This window comes from Marinibium conchae, from assembly GCF_015595035.1.
Taxonomy (GTDB): domain Bacteria; phylum Pseudomonadota; class Gammaproteobacteria; order Enterobacterales; family Alteromonadaceae; genus Glaciecola.
Genome location: NZ_JADNRN010000003.1, coordinates 549,566 through 572,176 on the forward strand (window position 1 = coordinate 549,566; position 22,611 = coordinate 572,176).

General features: G+C 43.6%; 20 protein-coding genes. 15 read left to right on the top strand and 5 right to left on the bottom strand.

Going from position 1 to position 22,611, the window contains the following annotated elements:
* Positions 1 to 38 precede the first annotated feature (38 nt).
* Together ISG33_RS13885 and ISG33_RS13890 are read right to left on the bottom strand one after the other, a co-directional pair.
* Complete coding sequence (locus ISG33_RS13885) at positions 39 to 1,349, bottom strand: type II toxin-antitoxin system HipA family toxin (protein WP_195734203.1); 1,311 nt, start codon at positions 1,347 to 1,349, stop codon at positions 39 to 41.
* Positions 1,339 to 1,629: a helix-turn-helix domain-containing protein gene (locus ISG33_RS13890; RefSeq protein ID WP_195734204.1), complete on the bottom strand. Its 291-nt coding sequence runs from the start codon at positions 1,627 to 1,629 to the stop codon at positions 1,339 to 1,341. Before ISG33_RS13890 ends, ISG33_RS13885 begins: the two co-directional genes overlap by 11 nt.
* A 765-nt stretch (positions 1,630 to 2,394) precedes the next feature.
* Here ISG33_RS13890 and ISG33_RS13895 point away from each other — a divergent pair.
* From ISG33_RS13895 to ISG33_RS13950, 12 genes are all read left to right on the top strand, one after another.
* A complete protein-coding gene (locus ISG33_RS13895; RefSeq protein ID WP_195734205.1) occupies positions 2,395 to 2,580 on the top strand; it encodes a hypothetical protein in 186 nt (61 codons plus the stop codon).
* 49 nt (positions 2,581 to 2,629) lie between these two features.
* Positions 2,630 to 3,052 carry a hypothetical protein gene (locus ISG33_RS13900; protein ID WP_195734206.1) on the top strand — a complete coding sequence of 141 codons (423 nt, stop codon included), beginning with the start codon at positions 2,630 to 2,632 and terminating at the stop codon, positions 3,050 to 3,052.
* Between the two features lie 77 nt (positions 3,053 to 3,129).
* The gene (locus ISG33_RS13905; protein ID WP_195734207.1) at positions 3,130 to 3,789 is read left to right on the top strand and encodes a hypothetical protein; all 660 of its coding nucleotides are present in this window, start codon (positions 3,130 to 3,132) and stop codon (positions 3,787 to 3,789) included.
* Between the two features lie 63 nt (positions 3,790 to 3,852).
* Positions 3,853 to 4,284 (top strand): hypothetical protein, encoded by a 432-nt coding sequence (locus ISG33_RS13910; RefSeq protein WP_195734208.1) that lies wholly within the window; start codon positions 3,853 to 3,855, stop codon positions 4,282 to 4,284.
* Positions 4,285 to 4,664: 380 nt separating this feature from the next.
* Positions 4,665 to 5,009 (top strand): alpha/beta fold hydrolase, encoded by a 345-nt coding sequence (locus tag ISG33_RS17330; protein ID WP_370545338.1) that lies wholly within the window; start codon positions 4,665 to 4,667, stop codon positions 5,007 to 5,009.
* Between the two features lie 88 nt (positions 5,010 to 5,097).
* Positions 5,098 to 6,519 (top strand): TolC family protein, encoded by a 1,422-nt coding sequence (locus tag ISG33_RS13920; RefSeq protein ID WP_195734209.1) that lies wholly within the window; start codon positions 5,098 to 5,100, stop codon positions 6,517 to 6,519.
* Positions 6,512 to 7,834, top strand: a complete 1,323-nt coding sequence (locus ISG33_RS13925; protein ID WP_229333602.1) for an efflux RND transporter periplasmic adaptor subunit — start codon at positions 6,512 to 6,514, stop codon at positions 7,832 to 7,834. The genes ISG33_RS13920 and ISG33_RS13925 overlap by 8 nt, the downstream gene beginning before the upstream one ends.
* Positions 7,831 to 10,911, top strand: coding sequence for an efflux RND transporter permease subunit (locus ISG33_RS13930; RefSeq protein WP_195734210.1), 3,081 nt, complete (start codon positions 7,831 to 7,833; stop codon positions 10,909 to 10,911). Before ISG33_RS13925 ends, ISG33_RS13930 begins: the two co-directional genes overlap by 4 nt.
* 152 nt (positions 10,912 to 11,063) lie before the next feature.
* Positions 11,064 to 11,792: a hypothetical protein gene (locus ISG33_RS13935; RefSeq protein WP_195734211.1), complete on the top strand. Its 729-nt coding sequence runs from the start codon at positions 11,064 to 11,066 to the stop codon at positions 11,790 to 11,792.
* A gap of 114 nt (positions 11,793 to 11,906) precedes the next feature.
* Positions 11,907 to 12,767, top strand: a complete 861-nt coding sequence (locus ISG33_RS13940) for a polyphosphate polymerase domain-containing protein (protein WP_195734212.1) — start codon at positions 11,907 to 11,909, stop codon at positions 12,765 to 12,767.
* 9 nt (positions 12,768 to 12,776) lie between these two features.
* Positions 12,777 to 13,406: a DUF4956 domain-containing protein gene (locus ISG33_RS13945; RefSeq protein ID WP_195734213.1), complete on the top strand. Its 630-nt coding sequence runs from the start codon at positions 12,777 to 12,779 to the stop codon at positions 13,404 to 13,406.
* Positions 13,403 to 14,470, top strand: coding sequence for an OprO/OprP family phosphate-selective porin (locus tag ISG33_RS13950; protein ID WP_195734214.1), 1,068 nt, complete (start codon positions 13,403 to 13,405; stop codon positions 14,468 to 14,470). The genes ISG33_RS13945 and ISG33_RS13950 overlap by 4 nt, the downstream gene beginning before the upstream one ends.
* A 27-nt stretch (positions 14,471 to 14,497) precedes the next feature.
* On the opposite strand, the gene ISG33_RS13955 is transcribed toward ISG33_RS13950, so the two are convergent.
* Entirely contained in the window at positions 14,498 to 14,668 is a 171-nt protein-coding gene (locus tag ISG33_RS13955; protein ID WP_195734215.1) for a hypothetical protein, read from the bottom strand.
* 340 nt (positions 14,669 to 15,008) lie between these two features.
* On the opposite strand from ISG33_RS13955, the gene ISG33_RS13960 reads away from it, so the two are divergent.
* The gene (locus ISG33_RS13960; RefSeq protein WP_195734216.1) at positions 15,009 to 15,743 is read left to right on the top strand and encodes a hypothetical protein; all 735 of its coding nucleotides are present in this window, start codon (positions 15,009 to 15,011) and stop codon (positions 15,741 to 15,743) included.
* Positions 15,744 to 15,825: 82 nt separating this feature from the next.
* Here ISG33_RS13960 and ISG33_RS13965 read toward each other — a convergent pair whose 3' ends face one another.
* Positions 15,826 to 16,611, bottom strand: a complete 786-nt coding sequence (locus tag ISG33_RS13965; protein WP_255528910.1) for an exodeoxyribonuclease III — start codon at positions 16,609 to 16,611, stop codon at positions 15,826 to 15,828.
* A gap of 171 nt (positions 16,612 to 16,782) precedes the next feature.
* Between ISG33_RS13965 and moeA the strand changes: the two genes are divergently transcribed.
* Together moeA and ISG33_RS13975 are read left to right on the top strand one after the other, a co-directional pair.
* The gene (gene moeA / locus ISG33_RS13970) at positions 16,783 to 18,021 is read left to right on the top strand and encodes a molybdopterin molybdotransferase MoeA (RefSeq protein ID WP_195734217.1); all 1,239 of its coding nucleotides are present in this window, start codon (positions 16,783 to 16,785) and stop codon (positions 18,019 to 18,021) included.
* 50 nt (positions 18,022 to 18,071) lie between these two features.
* The gene (locus ISG33_RS13975; RefSeq protein WP_195734218.1) at positions 18,072 to 18,821 is read left to right on the top strand and encodes a HesA/MoeB/ThiF family protein; all 750 of its coding nucleotides are present in this window, start codon (positions 18,072 to 18,074) and stop codon (positions 18,819 to 18,821) included.
* A gap of 364 nt (positions 18,822 to 19,185) precedes the next feature.
* Here ISG33_RS13975 and ISG33_RS13980 read toward each other — a convergent pair whose 3' ends face one another.
* Entirely contained in the window at positions 19,186 to 22,176 is a 2,991-nt protein-coding gene (locus ISG33_RS13980; RefSeq protein ID WP_195734219.1) for a TonB-dependent receptor plug domain-containing protein, read from the bottom strand.
* Positions 22,177 to 22,611 lie beyond the last annotated feature (435 nt).

Genomic DNA, 22,611 nt, shown 5'->3' on the forward strand with positions numbered 1-22,611 from the left:
TTTTTCTTAATGCTACGTCATCTCAAACCAACATCATCTCAAGCTAAAAGTGCCGCATTTTCTTGCTTACGCTCTGCGAGTGTTTTTTCTATTGCTAACACAGTAGTTTTACTTACTCCGTGTTGCTCAGCAAGCGGCCTAAACTGACTAATGGCATCAACGACCTCTTGAATGCATTGCTGTGCCTCCTGCCAATTAGCAAAACCAGCACTGGCAGCGAGCTTTTGCATCACACTGAGTGGTGGCACTTTTCCGTACCCTGCAAAGGCGGTCGCATGCTCATTAAAGGGATTAGGGCTAAAGGTTACATCGTAAAATGGAGCGAGTTGCCAACTGCCATCATCGGCTTGTAAAAAGCCCCAGTTTTTGCTGTGATCGTCTTGGTTCGCGGCAAATAAGTTAAACATTGCGCGACGAAATTGAAGTTGCCCAGCAGCGGGTGACTTACACAATTGACGACTGGCTTTAATAAGGTCGCTGTAATCTAAGCTCGGGCTTCGAAAATCAGCATCCAATAGGCCACAGGCACTGTGCATATGTAAACGCCCAGCCTTCTCCTGCGCGGGTAAATAGTCGAAACGCTTTAACGCAAGCCATGCTTTAGCGCCGCTACTTGCAGGAGCTTCAATTAACTGCCAAATCGGTGGCTGACATTTTGCCAACTCAGCCATTTCTAAATAAACCGCTTCACACAAACCTTCTTCGTGGCCCAAGGCTAAGTTCTTCGAAGTGAACTTAACTAACCATGCTTCATCACCAGGTTGTGCATAAGTGCGGCATTGCGTCGGGTCGCCAGCGGGCATATAAATTTGCGCTTTAGGACGAGCACCGCCGGAGCTGCCGACGGCTACCAACGTTGCTAACACTTGCTGAGTGCTACCGTCTAAATCGTCAGAGAGGGACTGGTCAAACAAGGTTTGAGCTTCAAGCCCAAGTGTTGCCAAATCAATATCTGAACGCTGATCTAATGAGAGCTCTGATACAGGTGTAAAAGACAATGCACCCATTCCTTGCTGGCCAACAAACGCCAGTCTATCCATTGCTGTTACTTGTGCTGGTAAAATTCCTTGTTGGCGGAACACGCGATCTTGTAACAACAACCCCCAACCATCGGGAAGGCTGTCTCCAAAAACACCTTGTATACCTTGGTGAGGCTCTTTCGGTGCTTGCTGTAATCGCAAATCTCCTTGAAGAGTAAAAGGTGATAAATTGCCAAATCTACTTAGATAACTTTCATCATACTGAAAGAAAACACCTTGGCGGTTTTGCGCTAATACTCCCACCGATACGGTTTCGCCCGTTGTGAGAGTGCGCTCCACATGCAACTTTTGAATGGATTTAAAGCTCATCTTTAAGCACCTCTTCTATACTGGTCGGTAAAGCGGTACGGTCAGCCGTGGTTTGTGTCAGTTGATAAAGCCTGTCTAGTGAATCCAACGACTGCCACAAAAGCAGCAGCTGACGAAATGAAATTTGCCCGGTGAGTTCAAACTTTTTTATGGTAGAAGCAGGTACACAACTACGCAGTGCCAGTGCCTCTCGCGATAGCTTCGCTTGTTTGCGTAAGCCCCGTAGATGAGCAGCAAAAGCTTGGCTTACATCGGTATCATCTAAAAGTGAAAATTTCATACACAGCCTCAATGGATACAATAACATCTATTATAGCGTTATTTCCTAATTTATGGATACAATAATGTCCATACAAATGTGAATAGCCACTATATGACTGGTGGTTAAAAGTGAAGATTAAAGAAAACGACAGCCTCAACAACCTGATTTAAATAAGTTAATCATTTCAATTTAATGGTGACAGTTTTGGTGACATGGAGTTACAGCTTCTATGGTGTATAAACCATCTAACACCATATTAATTGTACCAATTATGAATGACTCAGAAATTCAAAAAATAGTATATTTACGATCACTAATTTTTATGAGCATTAACGTTTTACCGAGTATGATTTGGTATTCGTTGCGTAAACTTTAAAAAATAATATATGTAGCTTAACAGAAAAAGCATTGCCGTAAGCTCGCACTTTCAAAAGGCACGCTCTTCTTTCTGTCAGAAACTCATTTTCGTGTTCGCGGGCGCATAATGTTTGATTCCCGCTGTCATACTAAAGTTGTTGTTTCAAAGTAAATCGCGTATCTTTTCAATATCAAAGCAAAATTCAAGCATCGCAACGGAGTGTGTATTGTCTTATCAACACCGCAGAAACAGTTGGCAACCTAACAAACGACCATGGCGTCAGCTCTTTCTTTCAAGAGTCACGCTCATCTTTCTGTCAGAGACTTTATTTCGGGTTCGCGAGCGCATAAACGCACTCCACACGGTCGCTGGGACATAACGGTGGAGATTCGGTATGGATAACAAATGAATCTTTTGGCTATAAAATGTTTAGTTCATCCGAAGATATTACAGCGACTACAAAAGAAGAACTTAAAAATAACAATCAAAAACTTATTTCTAAATTGATAGATCGCAGTTTAGAGTTTATGAAGTTTGGCGTTAAAAAACGTAATAAAGCGATCAACGAAGGACGTATAAAGTTTGGCTTGCGTCACTTCGTTCCGAGTTAAGCCAAAAATATATCGCCTGTTATTGCGGCGCTAGATATCAGGAGGAGACATGAAGTTTCTATTGTTCTTTGTGGTTTTGCTATTTTCGGGTATTAGTATAGCCTGCACTTGTGCGGCACCAAGCATCGAAGAATCATTCAAAAACGCTGACTTTGTCTATATTGGACAAATAGAATCAGCAAAACTGAGTGATTCCACCGAGGTCACCAATTATTTAACTATAATAAAAGAATATAAAGGTGTCAGAGATACAGATGTTGTGATGTCTCGAGTTAGTAAGAGTTCATGCTCGTCACCAGCTGGAGTGGGTTATGAATATCTAGTGTTCGGTAAAAATAACAGTACACCAATACTCGAGAGTTGCGGCCAAACTCGAGTTATATTTTATGGTAAAAAAGCGCTTTTAGACAAATTAGATAAGTTAGTAAGAACGGCGGAACTAGAATTGAGCACTAAGCAAGATGATAGCTAACAATACATAAACCGGACATTGGCAAGAGCGGCCAACGCCGGTTATGTAAGGTGTTATACGAAAAAAGGAGAGTTCGAGTGAGCTATATAGATCTATTCGATCATGAACATGTAGGGCATTTTGCAGGTTTACCGATCTATAGACCGCTTGAACCAGTCGTGCCTCAGAGCCCGATTTATGGCGAGTTTCCCGCCAGTATAGATAATTTAGTTTTAGGTGGCGGCTTGCACCTTGAGCATCCCGGGTTAGTATTCAAAAACCTTAATTATATTGCGGCTTACTTCATCGCCGAATGGATAGATTTTTGCGAGGATACTAAGTCTTCTATCTATAGTGACGAAGAAACAGATAAGTGGGCTGACATAATTCATGGGTATTTAAACATGAAAGATGAGTTTGAGTACTTTGAAACATATCATTGGTCAATGAGAGATTATTCAGACTTTTACAATGACTGTAAATCCACTTGTATGCGAAGCCCATTTATTGAAACTGAGCAGCGCAACAATTTCGAGCGGTGGTTGTTGTGTAATATTGGCGAGCTGGTTGTTTTTTCTTATCCAGAGTTAATAACAGACTCTGAAATTATAGCGATCGCTAAAAAAGTAGATCGATTCCTGTATGGTAATGTTTCTATTTTGCCAGCAGGCTACCCAACTGACCATTTAGGCAGAAGTACAAGATATGGTCAGTCACAACAAGGGCTCAGAGCATTTAATGTCACCAAAAACGTATAACCAAGCGTTCAACACGGACTCTGTAATGCCGGTTAACGCGGCGTTATATGCCCTCTAGCCCATATGATTTTAACTAACTTTTCGATAGCGAATGATTTTATCGCACTGGAACACAATGGTAGTTATTTAGACCTCCATAATAATTTCGATTTTATTGATTTTGAGCACATAGAAGACCGTAGCCGGGTCATATTGAGATGGCAACGTACAAAGGATGCTTGGATAGCAAATGATGTTCCATTTAATCTTCGATTGCTGTTTTCCGAAGTGTACCTTTTCAAGTGTACTAACCGAGAAAATGCTCTATCAACAACTGACGATACTTGCTTGAGTTCCATAGGTTTCATTTGGAATGACATGATTGAAAATATGGAAGGATTCTCTAATGCGACTCCCAAAGAGGGATGTGAGCATCTTACTATGTGTCTTGAGTCTGGTTTTGCGATCAAAATAGGTGCAAAAAAGGTAAGATGTGAGACTGACAACGGCACATAACAAAATGTTCAATCTGATCAAGCTAAGCAAGAGGCCGCGAATCAAGGTATGGAATACACTGCAGATAAGGACCTCAGAAACAATAAATTGCTACTATGGTGGGATTAAACAGCGAGCGAGCTAACAAAGCGCTTAACTCGTTCCCTTCGGTCGCTGGGACAACTTTACGTACGGCCTTCTCTTCGCTCAAAGCAGCCGAACTTAAACCTTCTCGTTATGCGAGGTGTCATACACAATGGAGACTTAAACAGTTGTTTCGGTTTATCACAACCCTGATTTTCATCATTTGATTCTCTGCTCTAGGGCAAATAAAACAAGCCGAACTAGATGGTGCTTTAATCGAATACATAGACTTTGGCGAAGGTAAATACACTTTTGTTATCGAGTCTGGAATTGGTACGGGGGTCAGTTATTGGGATTCTTTTATTCCATTTGCCAAACAACTAAACGCCAGAGTTATTGTTTATTCTCGTGCTGGAAATGGCTCATCTGACCGTTCGAATAACGTAGGGTTAAAAAGCTCTCTACTGCGTTTAGAAAAACTCTTAACCAAGTTAAATACGCAAAAAAACCTGATCTTTGTTGGTCATTCATTTGGTGCTTTCCACGCAAGAAACTTTGCCTATTATAATCCAGACATCATCACTCTTACTTTGCTTGGCGCAACTAACTGTAAAGGTTGTGTAAATCAGATTTACGCATCAGTTCTGAAAGTTATACTTTAACTTCTTCAATATCTCAATTGCGCACTAACAACTGATTTTTATCACTATCTAATAAGCGCTGTTGAGCAAAGCTACGCTAGGGTTTATTGTGCGCCTAATTGTTATTTACTGCGTGATTCTTATAAGTGCATGCAGTCACACATCGTCGATTTCAGAATCGGATAAAACGGCCGCCGCCCCTGAGCAGTGGCAAGAGAATTGGCAACGAGAAGCACTCGGGCATCTTTCTGAGGCCTCATTAGCGAGTAGCAAAACGTACTGGCCTTTGCAATACAGCAATGAACAACTCGCCGACTTCACGCAACAAGCGCTGGGTAATAACTTTAGCCTTCAACAAACAACACTCAGTGTGGCGATTCAAGAGAAACGCTTGAACAATGCGCAAGCTAGCTTGCTACCCACACTTGATTTGGGCTTCTCCAGTCGGCGACAGCAGAATACAACTCAACTAACAAGCACAAACACACTTGAGCTATCTAGCAATTACGAGCTAGATTTATGGGGCAAACTATCAGCACAAGAAAAAGCCCAAAGCTATGAGCTACTCGCAGCAAAAGCGAACTTGCAACAGCAAACTCAAAACCTTGTAGCCAATCTTCTCACCGCTTATGCCACAGCAGTTGAGGCGAGTCAGTTATATGATTTATTTAAGCGCAGGAGCAATAACTCTCAGCAAGGTTTACGCATTATTGAAGATGGCTACAAACAAGGTCTCAATACCGCTCTTGATGTTTACTTGGCTCGCAACGAGCTAAATACCGATCTTGCCCGCGAAGCCCAGCAACAAACAGTAAAATTAGCCAGCATTCGTAGTCTTGAGCAACTCTTGGGACGTTATCCAACCGGTGTGCTGGCGCTAAGTAACAGTATTCCCATTATCAGCAACGACATCTATCTTGGCGTGCCAGCTAATATGCTAATGAACAAACCCAACATTCAAGCAGCTTGGCTAAACTTACTCGCTAAAGATGCCACCTTGGCTTTTGCTCATAAACAACGCTTTCCAAGTTTTACACTAGCGGCGAGTTTGGGAAGCTCTACAGATAAACTTAAAGATCTGTTTTCTTCTGACCTTGTGTGGACGCTACTAGGAAGCATTGTTGCCCCACTCTATGACGCTGGCACCTTGGCAAATAATGAAGACATCGCTCGCTTAGAAGTGCAACAAACAGAATTGCAGTATTGGGAAACGGTAAATTCTGCGTTTGCAGACGTTGAAAATGGCTTGTCTCAAGAGCGAAACTTACAGCAAAGAGTAGTGAATTTAAGCGAGGCTGAAGAAAACGCGATAGCAGCAGAAGCGTTGGCCTTTGAGCAATATTTAAAGGGCTTAGTCACTTATACCACGGTTCTTGAAGCTCAGACTCGAGCGACCGAAGCACAAAGCACCCTCATTCAAGTAAAGCGAGAGTTGTTCACCAATCGAGTTAACCTACATCTAGCACTGGGCAGCAATTTCGATCCAGCACTGCAGCCAAGTATTAATATAAGTGAACGTAATAATGACTAGAATGAAAAAAATCCTAACGCCCGTCGTTGTGCTCTTGATATGCGCTGCGCTTGTGTATTTTATTGTCGATAACCCGCCTGAAACTCAGCGTCGCCCAGCCAGCACAGGCCCACAAATTACCGTTAACACCCTTACTATTGAGCCTATTGATTATCAGGTGATGTTAACGAGTTTTGGCACTGTATTACCGCGCACTCAAAGTACCTTAGTTGCTCAGGTGAGTGGGCAAATTATGAAAGTGAGCGATCAATTTAGAGACGGCAGCTTTTTTGAGAAAGGTGACCCACTAGTATGGCTAGACGAACGCGATTATCTTGCAGAGGTTAAAATAGCTCAAGCGAATGTGCTGTCGGGAGAACAAGCACTTCTTGAAGAAAAAGCCAGAGGTGAACAAGCGCTGCTCGATTGGCAACGTTTGGGCGATGGCTCAAAGCCCAATGCTTTGGTGCTGAGAACGCCGCAACTTGAGGCTGCTAAAGCGGTTTTGCTCTCTGCACAAGCGCAATTACAAAAAGCTGAGTTAGCGCTGGAGCGAACAACCATTCGTGCGCCATACGCCGGCCGAATATTAAACACAGACGCCGACGTTGGCCAAGTTGTAAACAACAATTCTCAACTTGCCAGCATTTACGCAATCGATGTGGTTGAAGTTCGCCTACCAATCAATAATGGCGACCTGGCGCTTATCGACCTGCCTAAAGAATACAGGGGCAATAAGGTAATTGATGCCAATACGCAGGTCTTTTTAACTTCTGATCTCATAGGCAAACAAAATAAACAGGCCAAGATTGTTCGCACAGAAGGTGCAATAAACAGTGATTCCCAGCAACTCTATGTGGTAGCGCAAATTGAAGACCCTTACGGCGATGCAGACACTAGCAATATGCCACTAAAAATAGGGCAATATGTAAGTGCTGATATTGTTGGTAAGACCCTTACGAATGCGATTGTGATTCCTAACTCCGCTATATATCAAGGAACCTATGTTTATACGGTGGTCGACAATGCCTTGCTACGCAAAGACGTGAGCATTGCTTGGCAAAATGCCTCACAGTCGATTATTAATGGTGGTTTAGAGCCAGGCGAATCCCTTGTATTAACCACACTAGGACAAGTTAGCTCGGGCACTCGCGTGCAGGTGCAAAACACTCAAGCGAGTGAAGCAAGCAACGAGCTTGAAAAGCCCAGCGACCGTCGCCCAAATAGGCCAAGTCAGGAAGAACTAGAAGCCATAGCAAAAGAGAAAGGCATTAGCGTCGAGCAAGTAATAGAACAAAGGAAGGCCGCTCGCAAGGCAAGAAGGGAAGCGCAATGATAGCTTGGTTTACTCGCAATGCTGTAGCCGCTAACCTGCTGATGGTCTCGATCATTTTTGCGGGGCTGTTTAGCTTATCAACACAGATACCATTAGAAGTATTCCCCACCTTTGAGTCAGAGCGAGTGTCGGTAAGTGTGAGCCTACGTGGCGGAGCACCTGAAGATGTTGAGCAAGGTGTTACCATTAGAATTGAAGAGGCTGTGCAAGATCTTGAAGGCATTAGGCAAATTACGAGTCGTTCGTCTGAAAGCTCATCACAAGTTAGCATCGAAGTAGAAAGTGGCTACGACGCACGAGAAATTCTAGCCGATATTAAGAGTCGAGTAGACGCTATTAATACTTTTCCGGTAAACGCTGAAAAGCCGGTTATTGCTTTAGCCCAGAGACGCAGAGAGGTAATAGCGGTTACCATCGCAGCACCGTACAGCGAAAAAGAAATAAAGGAATATGCTGAACAAGTACGCGATGAACTCCTGCTTATTGATGGCATCACGCAAATTGATTTAGATGGAGTGCGAGACTACGAAATCGCGATTGAAATTAGCCAAGCAAAACTGCAGCAGTTCAATTTAAACATTAACGAAGTATCGAACATCATTGATTCATTCAGTGTTGATGTATCAGCTGGCAACCTCAAAACAACCGGCGGCGACGTTCTGATCCGCACCAAAGCTCAGGCTTATTACAAAAATGAATTTGTAGACATTCCAGTAAAAACTAATGCCGACGGTTCGGTTGTGCGCTTAAAGGACATTGCCACGATTACCGATGCCTTCGAAGAAAGCCCGGTTCGTACTCGCTTTAATGGCCAACAAGCAGCCTTTTTAGATGTGTATCGCATTGGCCAGCAAAGTGCGATTGAAGTGGCTGATAAAGTGAAAGCCTACATCAACTCAAAACAAGCGAGCTTACCAAGAGGTTTCACCTTATCCTATTGGGATGACGACTCTGAGATAGTCAAAAGCCGTATTGCCACACTCACCAGTAACGCCATACAAGGCGGTATTTTAGTACTCTTGCTATTGACTCTGTTTTTACGTCCTTCCATCGCATTTTATGTGTTTTTGGGTATACCCGTGTGCTTTTTGGGTGCCTTTATTTTCATGCCTTTCATGAGCGTTACGATCAACATCATGAGCTTGTTTGGTTTCATACTTGTGCTTGGCATTGTGGTGGATGACGCCATAGTTACCGGCGAAAACATTTATACCCATTTGAAAACCTCCAGTAGTAGTGAAGAAGCGGCGATTAATGGCACCAAAGAAGTGGCAACGCCAGTGACTTTCGGTATTCTCACAACGGTCGCTGCGTTTCTTCCCTTAGCCTTCATCGAAGGAAATCGCGGTCCTATTTTTGCGCAAATACCTTATGTGGTGATCCCCGTTTTATTATTGTCACTGGTTGAATCTAAGTTAGTACTACCAGCGCACTTAAAGACAATAAAATTACGCTCTGAAAAAACCTCAATGAATAAGTTTGAGCGACTTCAACAGCGCTTTGCAGACGGCTTTGAGCACGCAATTATTCGATATTATCAGCCCGTACTTAAGCTTGCCTTAGGCCATAAATTAACCACGCTCAGTCTGTTTTGTGGTGTATTTATTATCATCACCGCACTTATCATTAGCGGATGGACGAAGTTCGTGTTTTTCCCGCGCATACCCAGTGAAACAGTGCGTGCTAGCCTAACTATGCCAGCAGGTACGCCGTTTGATTCAACCAATCAATACATTGTACTAATGACAGATAAGGCATTAGAGCTGCAACAAAAATACACCGACGAAGATAGCAAACAAAGTGTAATAACCAACGTTTTGGCAACTACTGGCGGACGCGGAGGCACTACCAACGTTGGCGGCGTGCGTTTTGAAATCCTTCCCCCTGATCAACGTAGTTCAGACATTAGCTCACGACAATTAGTGAATGAGTGGCGGCAAATGATAGGCTCGGTACCCGGTGCCGAATTGCTTACCTTCCGAGCAGAAATAGGTCGTTCATCTGACCCTATCGACATTCAATTAAGCGCAAAATCCCTAGCCACCTTGAATCAAGTTGCGGATAAGGTTAAAGAACGCTTGGCTACTTACCCAGGCGTGTTTGAAATAGCTGATAGTTTATCTGATGGCAAGGAAGAGTTGCGCATAGAGCTGACCCAAGCGGGCAGGGTAATGGGCTTAACTCGCACGGGTATTTCACAACAAGTGAGAAATGCTTTTTTCGGGAGTGAAGTGCAGCGAATTCAGCGCGGAAGTGATGATGTGCGAGTCATGGTAAGACTGCCATTGCAAGAACGCAGCTCTATCGCCACTCTCAATACTATATTGGTGCAAACACCTAATGGTAGCCAAGTGCCGCTATCGCATGTTGCCACCCTTTCACCAAGTAAAAGCCCATCAACCATTTACCGCGTTGACCGCTTTAGAACAGTGAGTGTCACCGCAGACATCGATAAAACCACGACCAACATGACAGTATTACAAAATGATTTAAGTGATTACTTGTCAACGCTTCTGCAACAATACCCTGGCACCAAATATAGTTTGGAAGGCGAAGCTAAAGAGCAGCGAGAATCCTTTGGTTCGCTTGCATGGGCGCTTGTTTTCGTCTTCTTCATCATATACTGCTTACTTGCCATTCCATTTAAGTCGTATACCCAACCTATTATCGTAATGAGCGTGATCCCCTTTGGCATGATTGGCGCAGTTGTTGGTCATTGGCTAATGGGCATGGACTTAACCATATTCAGCTTATTAGGAATGCTTGCGCTGGTAGGCGTGGTTGTGAACGATTCTTTAGTATTAGTCGATTACATTAATAAAAAACGTATTGAAGGAATGGCAACACTTGAGGCCGCCTTAACCGCTGGTGCCGCTCGCTTTAGGCCAGTCATGCTTACCTCTTTAACAACCTTTATTGGCCTCATGCCTTTACTCTTTGAGAAGTCGACCCAAGCGCAATTCCTAATCCCGATGGCAGTATCATTAGGCTTCGGTATTTTGTTTGCTACTTTTATTACCTTGCTCTTAGTTCCCGTTAATTACTTATTGCTAGATCGGATAGTAAGATATCGTTGAGTGCTAAGATCATTTAGCCATGTTGGCTCATCGCAAACTACCGCGCTTCAGCGCTTTTTAGCTGCCAAGTCTATTTGGCTGCACTAGTATCAAGTTCGTCACGCTGGCTCACAAATATGAGCTTCGCTAATAAACGATAAAAGGACATACTAGTGCTAAGATCAATTCTCATTATTGTTAGCTTAACTTTTGGTTATTCATTGGGGCTCAAGGCTCAGGACAAAAGCTTAGCTATTGAAAAAAACCGCGTCGCTGATTTTCTTTTCATTACCGATCGAAAAGGAGCTGATCCACTCAAAGCTGCCTACTTTGAAGATATGTTTCCTAGTGCTCAGCAACTGGGTTTTCAGCGCGGCACAGCTTTTAAGATCGACCGACCGCCAATAAGCGGTATGTATTACCCAGACTTTTTAGCCATTGGCAGCTGGCCTGGAAATTGGGAACAAAGAGCGCCACTATTCGGAGAACTAAGCAGCCAGAAGCCCGATATTAGAGAGCGTCGGCTAGCTATTTGGTCAAGCTTTAATATGCTCAACTTTGAAACGCAAACGGCGATTGATCTGCAGTTTGATAGCAGCAAAATATATGTTTTTGGGGCATACTGGAAGGCAGACCCTAAGGCTTTTTCTGTACTTAAAAAAGCATTTAAAAACGAGGTGAAACAACACAATGGCAAGTCAACATTATTGATTGAAGAGGCTTATTCAATGTTTGGTTACACCGACGCAGCAGATTTTCTGTTCATAACCGAATGGGAGAGCCAAGCAGCATTTGACGCTTTCCAGAACAGTATGCATAGCTTCAAAAAAGAGCAACTCAGCAACGCAGCACTTAGAGCCTCGAGTGAGTTCTATTTGAGTGTGCCACCCAAAAAGGGCTAACGGCCAGTGCAGTGGCTTTCATTTTCACGCTTAATTCGTAATTGATGCACATTTACTGCACATTCTTTCGTTACCGTGGTTGTCAACTTGGTCATCGCGGTAACGAGAAAAACAATGGAGCTACACAATAAGCTGGCACAAGCCATCAGTCCTAACAGTATATTACCCATACTAGGGCGCACAAACCACCAAGTAAGCGACCACGACGATGGTCACCTTAATGCCCTACTTGATAGTTTTCATAGCCATGAGTTGGCCGATTTAAACAAAGCTAATTTGATGGATCGCGTAGACGTTAAGTTTATGCTACCAAATTATCTTTTGCCCACACTGCTACGAGCACTTAAATTTCACTACAGCGTGCTCGAGGTTGAGCAAAACCGAATATCGACATACTACAATGAGTATTTCGACACGCCCGATATGAGCTTCTATTACGCCCATCACAATGGCAGACTCAACCGCTTCAAAGTGCGCCAAAGAACATATGTGGATACCAACACTCGATTTTTAGAGGTGAAGTTCAAAAATAATCAAAGACGCACGATTAAACGCCGAGTAACTTGCCCGGAAAATGCCAAAACCGATATGGCATGTCAGCAATTTATTGCGAAGAAGCTAGGTAATCCCTTTGCACACTATTGCGTCACTCAACAAAGTGGCTACCGTCGAATAGCCTTGGCAAACGAAGCTAGCGCCGAGCGAGTAACCATCGACTTCAATCTTTGGTTCCGCGAAAACGACGATGCAGACAAAATTCAACCCGAAGGCTTCTTTATCGCCGAATTAAAGCAAAGTCGACGTTCAAAGCTATCGCCGTTTTTTCAATTAATGACTGAACACGTGATATCCCCTATCTCGTTTAGCAAATATTGCATAGGTTGCGCCCTGCTCTATCAAAACACATTAAAAACAAATCAGTTCAAACCTGTACTAACAAAATTAAATCAATTTTCTACTTTCACCTCTCATTGAGCACTTATTATGACTGAATTAGCACTTCCCTTTATGTTTAAACTTGCCATCAACATTTTGTCTATCTCGGTGTTGTGTTACGGATGCTATTATCGCTTAAACAAAAATACCGACGTGGCCGGATCTTTTCTGTTGTTCGGCGTTGGCATCTTTATTATCACTAATCTGCTCCATGGCGTAGATATGTCGATGGAATTTGCCTTTGGCCTTTTCGCAGTATTTACCATGCTGCGTTACCGCACCGACGCCATCTCAATTAAAGAGATGACCTATCTATTTTTGGTCACGGCAATCGCTTTACTCACCGCCGTCAGTAAACTTTCTACCCTTGAACTTCTTGCTTTGAACGGGCTAATTTGCGGCATTGCATTCATAGTCGACACTCGTTTTTTGCGCAGCCCTTACCGTACTCAAAGCATTTCCTACGAGCGCATCGAAAATATAAAACTTCATAAGCGCCCGCAACTCCTTCAAGATCTTAAAACCAGAACCGGCTTAAACATTATTGATATTGAAATCGTCCATATCGATTTCCTAAAAGATGCTGCCGAGCTTAAAATCAAGTATTGCCCCGAAACAACAAGCGCTGTACAAAGAAGTGAAAATGAAGCTGATGCAATCTCGGGGCAAGCTTCATGAAAGCCCAGTTAGCGTGTTGTATGGCTTTGCTGTCGGTGAGCACGATTGCTGCAGCAAAAGACTATCCTACAGTCGAATTCGATGGTGATATAAAGCTTGATTATGATTACTTTGAGCCGAATTTTTTGGAAGATGGTCTAGAGTCCGAAGATGCTATTTATCTTAGGCGACTCAGATTAAAACTCTCGTCGAAAATCACCAAGGACTGGTCTGCAGTACTCAAGGTAGATACTCATGACGGTATTGATATTCGAGATGCCTACATTAAATACGATGCTTGGGATTGGGCAAATATCACCATAGGGAAGCAAAAAGAACCCTTTGGCCTAGAACGCTTAATGAGTACTAAAAGTCTGCCATTTATAGAACGAAGCATGGTTACAAGCGCATTTAGTCCCAATCGCTCATTAGGTGTCAAACTCAGTGGCGATGAGGGTGCATTTAATTGGCAGCTCGGCTACTTTGAAGATGACGACGCTGCAAAAGGAAGTGCAATTACTGGGCGCTTAGCTTGGGGCCTAACCAAAAACAAGAATCTGATTCATGTAGGCGCATCATTCAGCCAAAGAAACCTCGATGGCCTTGAATACCGTATCAATGAAAGACTAGAAGTAAACAGCGCCGACTCACTCATTGAAGGTGCGTTTATCGATGCAACAGAGGCTTCGCTACGAGGTATTGAGTTCATTGGGCAGTATGAAGGTTTTGTCGCGACGGCCGAATGGCAAGATGCCAATTACAGCACCTTGGACGGACACAATTATGACTACTCTGGTGGCTACTATCAATTAAGCTATTTATTTTCGGGTAACAATAGAAAGTATAAAGAGGGTATTTTAGCGAAAGTGAAGGCGAAAAATGACTGGGAATTGGCGCTGCGTCTAAGTGAGCTTTCACTTGAAAAAGAGCAAAGCGAGGCCCAAAGTCTAAGCCTAGGTGTAAACTATTACCTAAATAAAAATACGCGTTTCAGTGCAAACTATATTAGAGCTGAATATAAAAGCGAGGGCAGTAATGAAGGCGCTGGAAACGCTTTGGCCTTGAGGGTTTTTTATCGTTTTTAGAAAACCAGTAACGATAGCAATGGAGTGCTATTTTTCCGACTCACCAGATTCAGCTTCTTCCGTGATTTGTTTCTCTAACTTTTTACGCTTTACAATATCTGCACCAAGCGACTTCTCAACAGTTTTTCTGCCAATGTAACCAACAGGCGCATACGGATGCTTGCGTTTAAAAAATTTTTTAAAGATGTTCAATTTCATAAGTTTTTTCTTGGACTCCTATCTATTATATTTTTTCGACTATGATTTACATGTCTTTAGTCAGTACAACTAGAATGTTAAAACACATTTACCCAAATACGATGCTTGTAAATTCAATCGTTGCTAGCATTGATTTATAAAGAGTTTAGCATGTTTTGCATAAAATAAAGATACATAACTGTCATAATTCTGTAATAAAAGTGTCATAATTGGAAATATGTGCAAAAACTTAGCACAAAAGAGCAATCTGTCGCTCAACGAAGACAGCTGTTCTGGCCTTATCTATACCGAACGCCACAATATAAGCCACAATATAAGCCACAAAGGCAAGGAGAGTGAATTGACACAGTTAGTGAGACAATCTGTAAATAGTCTTTTAGTGTTTGTTTTTATTTATGCATCAACCGCAAATGCGAATATTTCGGGTGTTATGGGCCCGAATATCAAAGAAGGTGATCGTAGCTTACAATTTAGAAGCGCGGTGTCATTCGCCGATGAAGATGGCGAGGAAGATGCGTGGGCGTATCGCCTGCATTATCAACATGCTTTCAACGATACTTGGCGCGGGCGAGTATTTTTGCAATATCGTGATAGAGGGAATTTCGAGTGGGATTCCGTTAGAACCGAGCTTCTTTATAACTTTAAAAAGACCAGCCCCAACGATAATTGGTCAAGCGCATTGCGTTTTGATTTAAGAACACGCAGAGGCAGTCGTTCTGAAGATTTCGCGATAAACTGGGGCAATCAATGGGACTTAACTGAAGGCTTTAGAGCAAGAGCAATGTTAGTGCTAGGCAAGCAACTCGGCAGTAGTCGCACGTCCAACGACCTAGCAGTGCAAAGCCGAGCTAGTGTCAGCCGAAAGCTTGAAAACGGCCTGAGAGTTGGCGTTCATCTACTTAACCAACACGGTGAACTAGGTAATTTTGCATCCGTTAACGAACAGGGCGTTTTCTTTGGCCCTACAATTAGTGGTTCGTTTGGTGATGTTAACTATGAGTTGAGATATTTAAACGGCGTGACCGATGCATCTGCTGATCACAATTTATTCTTTAGAATTACCACCAGCCTGTAGAAGAACCCATTAACCTAAAATAACAAAGCCCAGACTTAATTTAATGCGTCTGGGCTTTTTCTTTTGTAGCAGAAGATTCGTCCTAATCGATTGCTAAGCTTACGCTGACAGGGCAATGATCTGAGCCAAATACGTCGGTATGAATGTCAGCGTCTAGGACTTTTTCTTTCAATGCACTTGAAGCCCAGAAGTAGTCTATACGCCAGCCAACGTTACGCTCTCGAGCACCCGCACGGTAGGACCACCAAGAGAACTTCTGCTCCTGAGGCTTCAACATACGAAAAGTATCAACATAACCGGCACTTTCTAAGTTATCCAGCGCATCAATTTCTTGTTGGGTATAGCCCGCACTCTTGTTGTAGTTAGGCTTTGGTCGAGCAAGGTCAATATCTCGATGAGCAGCGTTTAAATCACCACACATCACAACTGGCTTTTTCTCTTCCAAGGCTTGTAAGTAGGCGAGGAAGTCTGCGTCCCAATTCCCACGATAAGGCAGGCGAGAAAGGTCATTTTTTGAGTTTGGTGTGTAAACCGTGACAAGATAGTAAGCATCGAATTCAGCACAAATTACGCGTCCTTCTTGATCATGCTCTTCAATCCCCATATCCATTGTCACACTAATCGGCTTGGTCTTAGTAATAATAGCAGTGCCAGAGTAGCCTTTTTTAACAGCCGAATTGGTGAATGTATAGTAAGTACCAACTTCACTCATATCACCTAAAGCCTCAATTACTTGTTCATCTTGCGCTTTCGTTTCCTGCAAACATAACACATCGCAATTGAGCTGAGCGAAAGACGTTAAAAAATCCTTCTTCATTACCGCACGAATGCCATTAACGTTCCAAGATACAAGTTTAGTCGTACTCAAGAGTCTCTCCGTATAAAAATTAGGAGCCAGATAATAGCTTTGTGATGGCTATTCATCAAGGGGGCGGTGAACACTCGCTCATTGTTTACTTGTTTCAGATTCTGATCGCGTGCGCCATAGTGTTATACTTCATAAAAATCATAACGATAATTAGTTTCAGGGAATAAATGCATGGCAAGTTGTGATGCACCGGGCTTAATGCCTATAAGCGAAGCAAAAACGATAATACACTCAATGCTCACAAGGGTTACCGAAATCGAGCTTTGCAATCTGGAGGGTTTACTCGACCGTGTATTGGCCGAGGACGTAATATCCCCCATTAACGTTCCCGCGTATGACAACTCAGCAATGGATGGCTATGGCTTTTCACATGCAAGCTCAGAGCAGTCTAATCGTTTTACCATCATTGGGAAGAGCTTCGCTGGCAATGCATTTCAAGGCACAGTGGCTGCTGGCGAGTGCGTTCGCATAATGACAGGGGCTGAAATTCCATCTGGCGTTGATACGGTGATTATGCAAGAAGCGACAACCCAGAGTGATTCGATCATGACCATCTCATCTGAGGTACAAGCCGGTGCGAATATTCGTAAAGCTGGTGGCGACATAATGAAAGGCACTTCGGTGTTGAAACAAGGTCATCGAATTGGTGCAGTGGATATTGGCTTGCTTGCCTCGCTAGGCATTAATAAGCTAAGGGTTTATCGCAAAGTAACAGTCGCTGTGTTTTCAACAGGTGACGAGTTATTGGCTGCCGGTGAGGCGGCTCGCGAAGACAGAATATTTGATAGTAATCGCCCGATGGTTATCGCCATGCTCAGAAAGCTTGGTGTTGAGGTGGTCGATTTGGGTATAGTGCAAGACAACAAAACGGCTATTCGCAGCGCATTTGAAAAGGCCAATGAGCTAGCTGACTGCGTAATCACCAGCGGTGGTGTATCGGTGGGCGAAGCTGATTACACCCGCGAAGTACTTGATGAATACGGTAGCATCGACTTCTGGAAATTAGCAATCAAACCGGGAAAGCCCCTCGCATTTGGGCGTTTACCCAATAGCTATTTCTTTGGTTTGCCTGGTAATCCAGTCTCGTCAGCAGTGACCTTTGACCAAATTGCTAAAGAAGCGATTCTGCATATTGCCGGTTGTAACACAAAGCAACCCACACTTTTTGCGGCTATAGCCGCAACACGTTTTAAAAAACGCCCGGGTAGAACCGACTATCAGCGCGTAGCATATTTCAAGAATGATGACGGTGAGCTTTGCGTCAAACATGTTGGTACACAGAGTTCTGGAGTGCTTTCGTCGTTTAGTCGAAGTAATTGCTATGCCGTTTTAGAGCAAGAAAGAGGCACGGTTGAGATTGGCGAAACAGTGTCGATATTGCCATTTGATTCTAGCATTCGTTCGCTCTAAATACTTGGGCGCAATACTCACATCATTGACTACAAACATAGAGGCGGCGATTGAAAGAGCTAACAAACCAACAAGCAATGCGCTATAGCCGACAAATAATGCTTTCTGGCTTTGATTTAGACAAGCAGGAGTTACTACTTGCACGCTCGGCAGTTATCGTGGGAGTTGGCGGGCTAGGCTGTGCTGCCGCTCAATACTTGGTTGCTGCTGGTGTGGGAAACATAACGCTTGTCGACGATGACAAAGTTGAGCTAACTAACTTACAACGCCAGATACTGCACAGAGAGCATAGTATTGGGCAGTCGAAGGTTGCGTCTGCACTCGCTTCTTTGCAAAGAATGAATAGCGACATTTGCATTACTGGCATCGAGGGGCGCTTGGATAAAAGCAACATGAGCACGCTACTGGCGAAAACTGATATTGTGCTTGATTGTAGTGACAACCTCAGCACTCGTTTACTCATCAATCAATATTGCTATGCTCACAAGATTGCGCTGGTTGCGGGGGCTGCAATCCGCATGGAAGGACACATTTTTGCTGTATTGCCTAGTCAGAAATCTGCCTGCTATCAGTGTTTCGCTGATTTTGTGAGTGAACAAAACTTAAGTTGTGTTGACGCTGGTGTGTTATCGCCAGTGGTTGGCACTATCGGTTCAATGCAGGCAACAGAGGCGATTAAAATACTCTGTCACTACGGAAAATTATTATCCAATAAACTAAATTTATACGATGCGGACACATCCACATGGTCAAGCTTCAATGTAGAAAAGCGCAAAGGTTGTGAGGTTTGTGGTAACTAACAGTAGCAATATCGTCGGTTTTTATTGGCAAAAACACATCTTAAAACATTATGTTAACCGTTTATCCCGCTGTTTAGACATTTCATCCCAACGGTCTTTCGCATCGCTTAAAATTGCTTATTATATAAACACTACTTAATGCCAATCCCTAGACATTTGGTGCTAAAGAAGGCTCTGTGCCTTCTTTTTTTTTGCCTTTTTTTACTTACTTTTTTTACTGACTTGTCTATTTGCTACATTCTTCTCTCATGACTTCTAGCATATGGCCCCTATCCTTGAAGCATCACTCACAAGTTAGTATTAAAAAAAAGGCGATGACTCAAGTCATCGCCTTTACGCTTTATTTTATTGCACTTACATTACCTTAGAAACTAAAACTCACGCCAAGCTTGTAGATACGACCTAAAGTATCGTACTGGCTTGGAAAGGTGTTTCCTGAGTTAGCGCGCGTAGCACCGATTTGATTTCCAAGCACTGGTGGATCATCCGACAAGATGTTATCCACACCTGCCGTAACAACCGCATAATCAGTAAGTGCATAGCTAGCAAATAAATCGAAATAATCATAAGAGTCTATGCTTCTAAACTCTTCGAATCGAATACTCGCTTCTGGCAGTTCAACATCCACTGAGTTGATATGACGCCATTGCAATGACACTGTTAACTCATCAAGGCTCCAAGTTGTTCTTTGTATCCATCTTAAGTCTGAAATTGGCGTACAGCTTGTACCATAAAAGCCTCTGCAATCAACAACAGGCACGTTGTCAGAGCTTTGTGACTCTTGGGTTAGATATTTATTGATGTTTCCTGAGAAGTTCAGGTCACCATATTCTTCTAAATCCAAACCGATGTTGAACGCAATTTCAATACCTTCAGCACGTAAGAACTTCAGGTTACTGGTAAACAAATTAACCCCTGCTGAAGACCCAGTAAGATCGCCACCCACTCGGTTTATCTTTGCACAATCACTTTCTAGGCCTTGTACATAACAAGAATCTAATACTTCCTGTGCAGAGAAATTACCTATGATGTCTTTAATATCAATATCGTAGTAGTCGGCAGACAGTGAGAAGCTCCTGAAAGCCTCAAAATCTGGTGTCCATACAAATCCTGCAGTGGTGGTGTCGGCTTCTTCCGGACCTGGAGGTGACGCAGGGTCACTGCCTGCAAACGTGTTGATCTGACCCGAGATAATGTCGGGTATTACACCCACCTGCGCTTCCGACATGCCAGTCGATATACAAAGCTGGGTAAGACGAGAATCAATATTTGCGGCATTTTCTACCGAGCAGGGATCGCCAGTAGCGTTACTTAAACCCGATGTCACCGGCGACGATAATTCGGCAATGTTAGGGGCCCGGTTAGCACGCTGCTTCATTACGCGTAGCAGAAGGGTATCTGCAGGACGCCAATTCAAACCGTACTTCCATGAATCAGTTCTGCCAATCGTATCGTAATCAGAGGTTCTGAAGCCAAATTCAAAATCGACTTTCTCAGCGAAGGCTTTACCATCAACCAAAGGGAGTAAGCCCTCAAAATAGACATCTTGAGATTTATAACCACCTTTAATTGGCAGCAGGTTACCTCCAGCACCACCCTGACAACTTGCTGGCGCTAACTTCAAACACTCATCAGGCTCAAGCAAACCCGTTTCGTTTCTAAATTCAAAACCGAAACTCATCGACAATGGCGCATCTGCTGTAGGTAACATCACCACATCTACTGGACCAGTAAATACAACCGAGCCAATTTCTTGCTCGTATTTTTGTTGTTGAATGGCTATCGCTCGTGCAAAACCAGCTTGTTCTTCAGTGATCGTGCCAAAACCCCCAAACAAATCAATCGGCACACAAGTACCACCTGAGGCACACGTTACGCCATCGCGGGTATCGAGTGCGGCTTGAATATTTGGCAGGTTTGTATAGCCGTCTCTAACAGTGGTTCTATTCGACTCACCATACTGATACGAGACATCGTATTCCCAACCATCACTAATTTCGCCACGAACACCTAAATTAAGCTGCCAAATATCAGAATCAAAACGCTCGGTACGCGGCCCAAGCTCTAATGTTCTTCTGCGTAAACGAACGTTGAGTGAATCTTCAGAATCAACAACCCCGTTGGCGTTGCGGTCAGTCCAGCTGCCGCCATCTACCAAGGAACCACCAGCGACCGCATCGTTTGCCCCATCGAGTATCCATTGTAGTGCCTGATCACTAATAAATGGGTTATACAAGGGCAAATCAAATGCTGCACCAAATGTACCTGACGGAGCCACTTGTTGATCAACCGAACTGTTTGAATAGTTAAACGACGCATACACTTCGGCATTGTCGTTTATCATGTAATTTGCCAGCGCAGTGGCTGAATATCGCTGCGCGGGAGTTTGGTAAAAGTTGAAAGGATTGAAATTAAAACGACTGCATTGATCTCCCAAAGTACGGTCGTCTCTAAACTGACCGGATACGCCAGTACCTATGAGCTCGAAGCGGGTAGGTATGGCTGTTGTTGAACCACTACCGTTTACAAAATCAACCACATTAGGGCCACCACAGCCTGCTACAGGATCTGCTGGCGATTCACCGGCAAGGAACTCAGCGTATCCTGCCCCGGTATTTGAGTTAATGCCCAACTGGCCTAACGGTCGCTGCCCCAAGCGAATGGCCTCGCGATTAAACCAACTGATGGATAACACAGCATTACCACGATCATCATCAAAATTTGAACCCAAGGTAAGTGCAATCGAATCTTGGTCGCCATCTGAATCACCTGTTTGAGAATGATTCATATCAAGGGCAACACCTTCAAAATCCTTTTTCAAGATGACGTTAATTGCACCGGCTACGGCATCAGAGCCATAAACCGCTGACGCCCCACCAGTGACCACATCAATACGCTCAATCAAGGCAGTAGGAATGTTAGTCGTATCTACCTGACCATTAAAGTTGAAGGGCACCATGCGTTTCCCGTCCAGCAAAACAAGATTTCGCTGAGCGCCTAAACCACGTAGGTCGATTGTGGCAGCACCTGCCGTGCCATTATTCGCATTACTACCGTCCGCAGGGATGGTCGAAGGTAATGCTCGCAGCACACGCTCAAACTCTGGCGTGCCGGCAAATTTTATTTCTTCTTCACCAATTGAAATAATCGGGCTTGAAGATTCAGTTCCTGGCGCCCGAATTCGGCTGCCGGTGACTGATATTTTTTCAACTGCGTTGTCAGCTTCATCCTCGTCCTGTGCAAACGCGGCGGGCGAATAGCTAAATACGCCGGCCGAAATCATTCCAACACACAGCGCTAAACTGACTGATGAAGCCGCCTTAGACTTCCTAAATCCGTTTGTTCTTGTAAACATTTTGAGTTCCCCCCCTTCATGAGCACTAATTGTTTGATAGCAATTAGATAGTGCCGTGAAGGCTAATTTTTATTGTGAATTTTTATTATGGCAAACACTCTGCCTGCTACTAAATTAGGCACAATAGAGAGGCATCACTAGTGTGATTACATGAAAAGGCGCAACGGTGTGACCAGAGGTTCAAATTACAGGTTGAACAGGGGGAACTTTTGCACTGACACGATTTGAAACACTCTTTTCTAGCGCAGTGCAAGGGCTAATATGCGTCATGGTGAATATTTCTACAGACTATTATTTATAAGACACACAGCGTGATAGCGCATCTATTTTATGGTGTTTTTGGGTTAAACGGTCTGATTGATGTGACGAACCGGTGGTTAGCTAAAAGATGGATTATTAATCAAAACACCGCTATGTTATTCGTAAGGGATTACA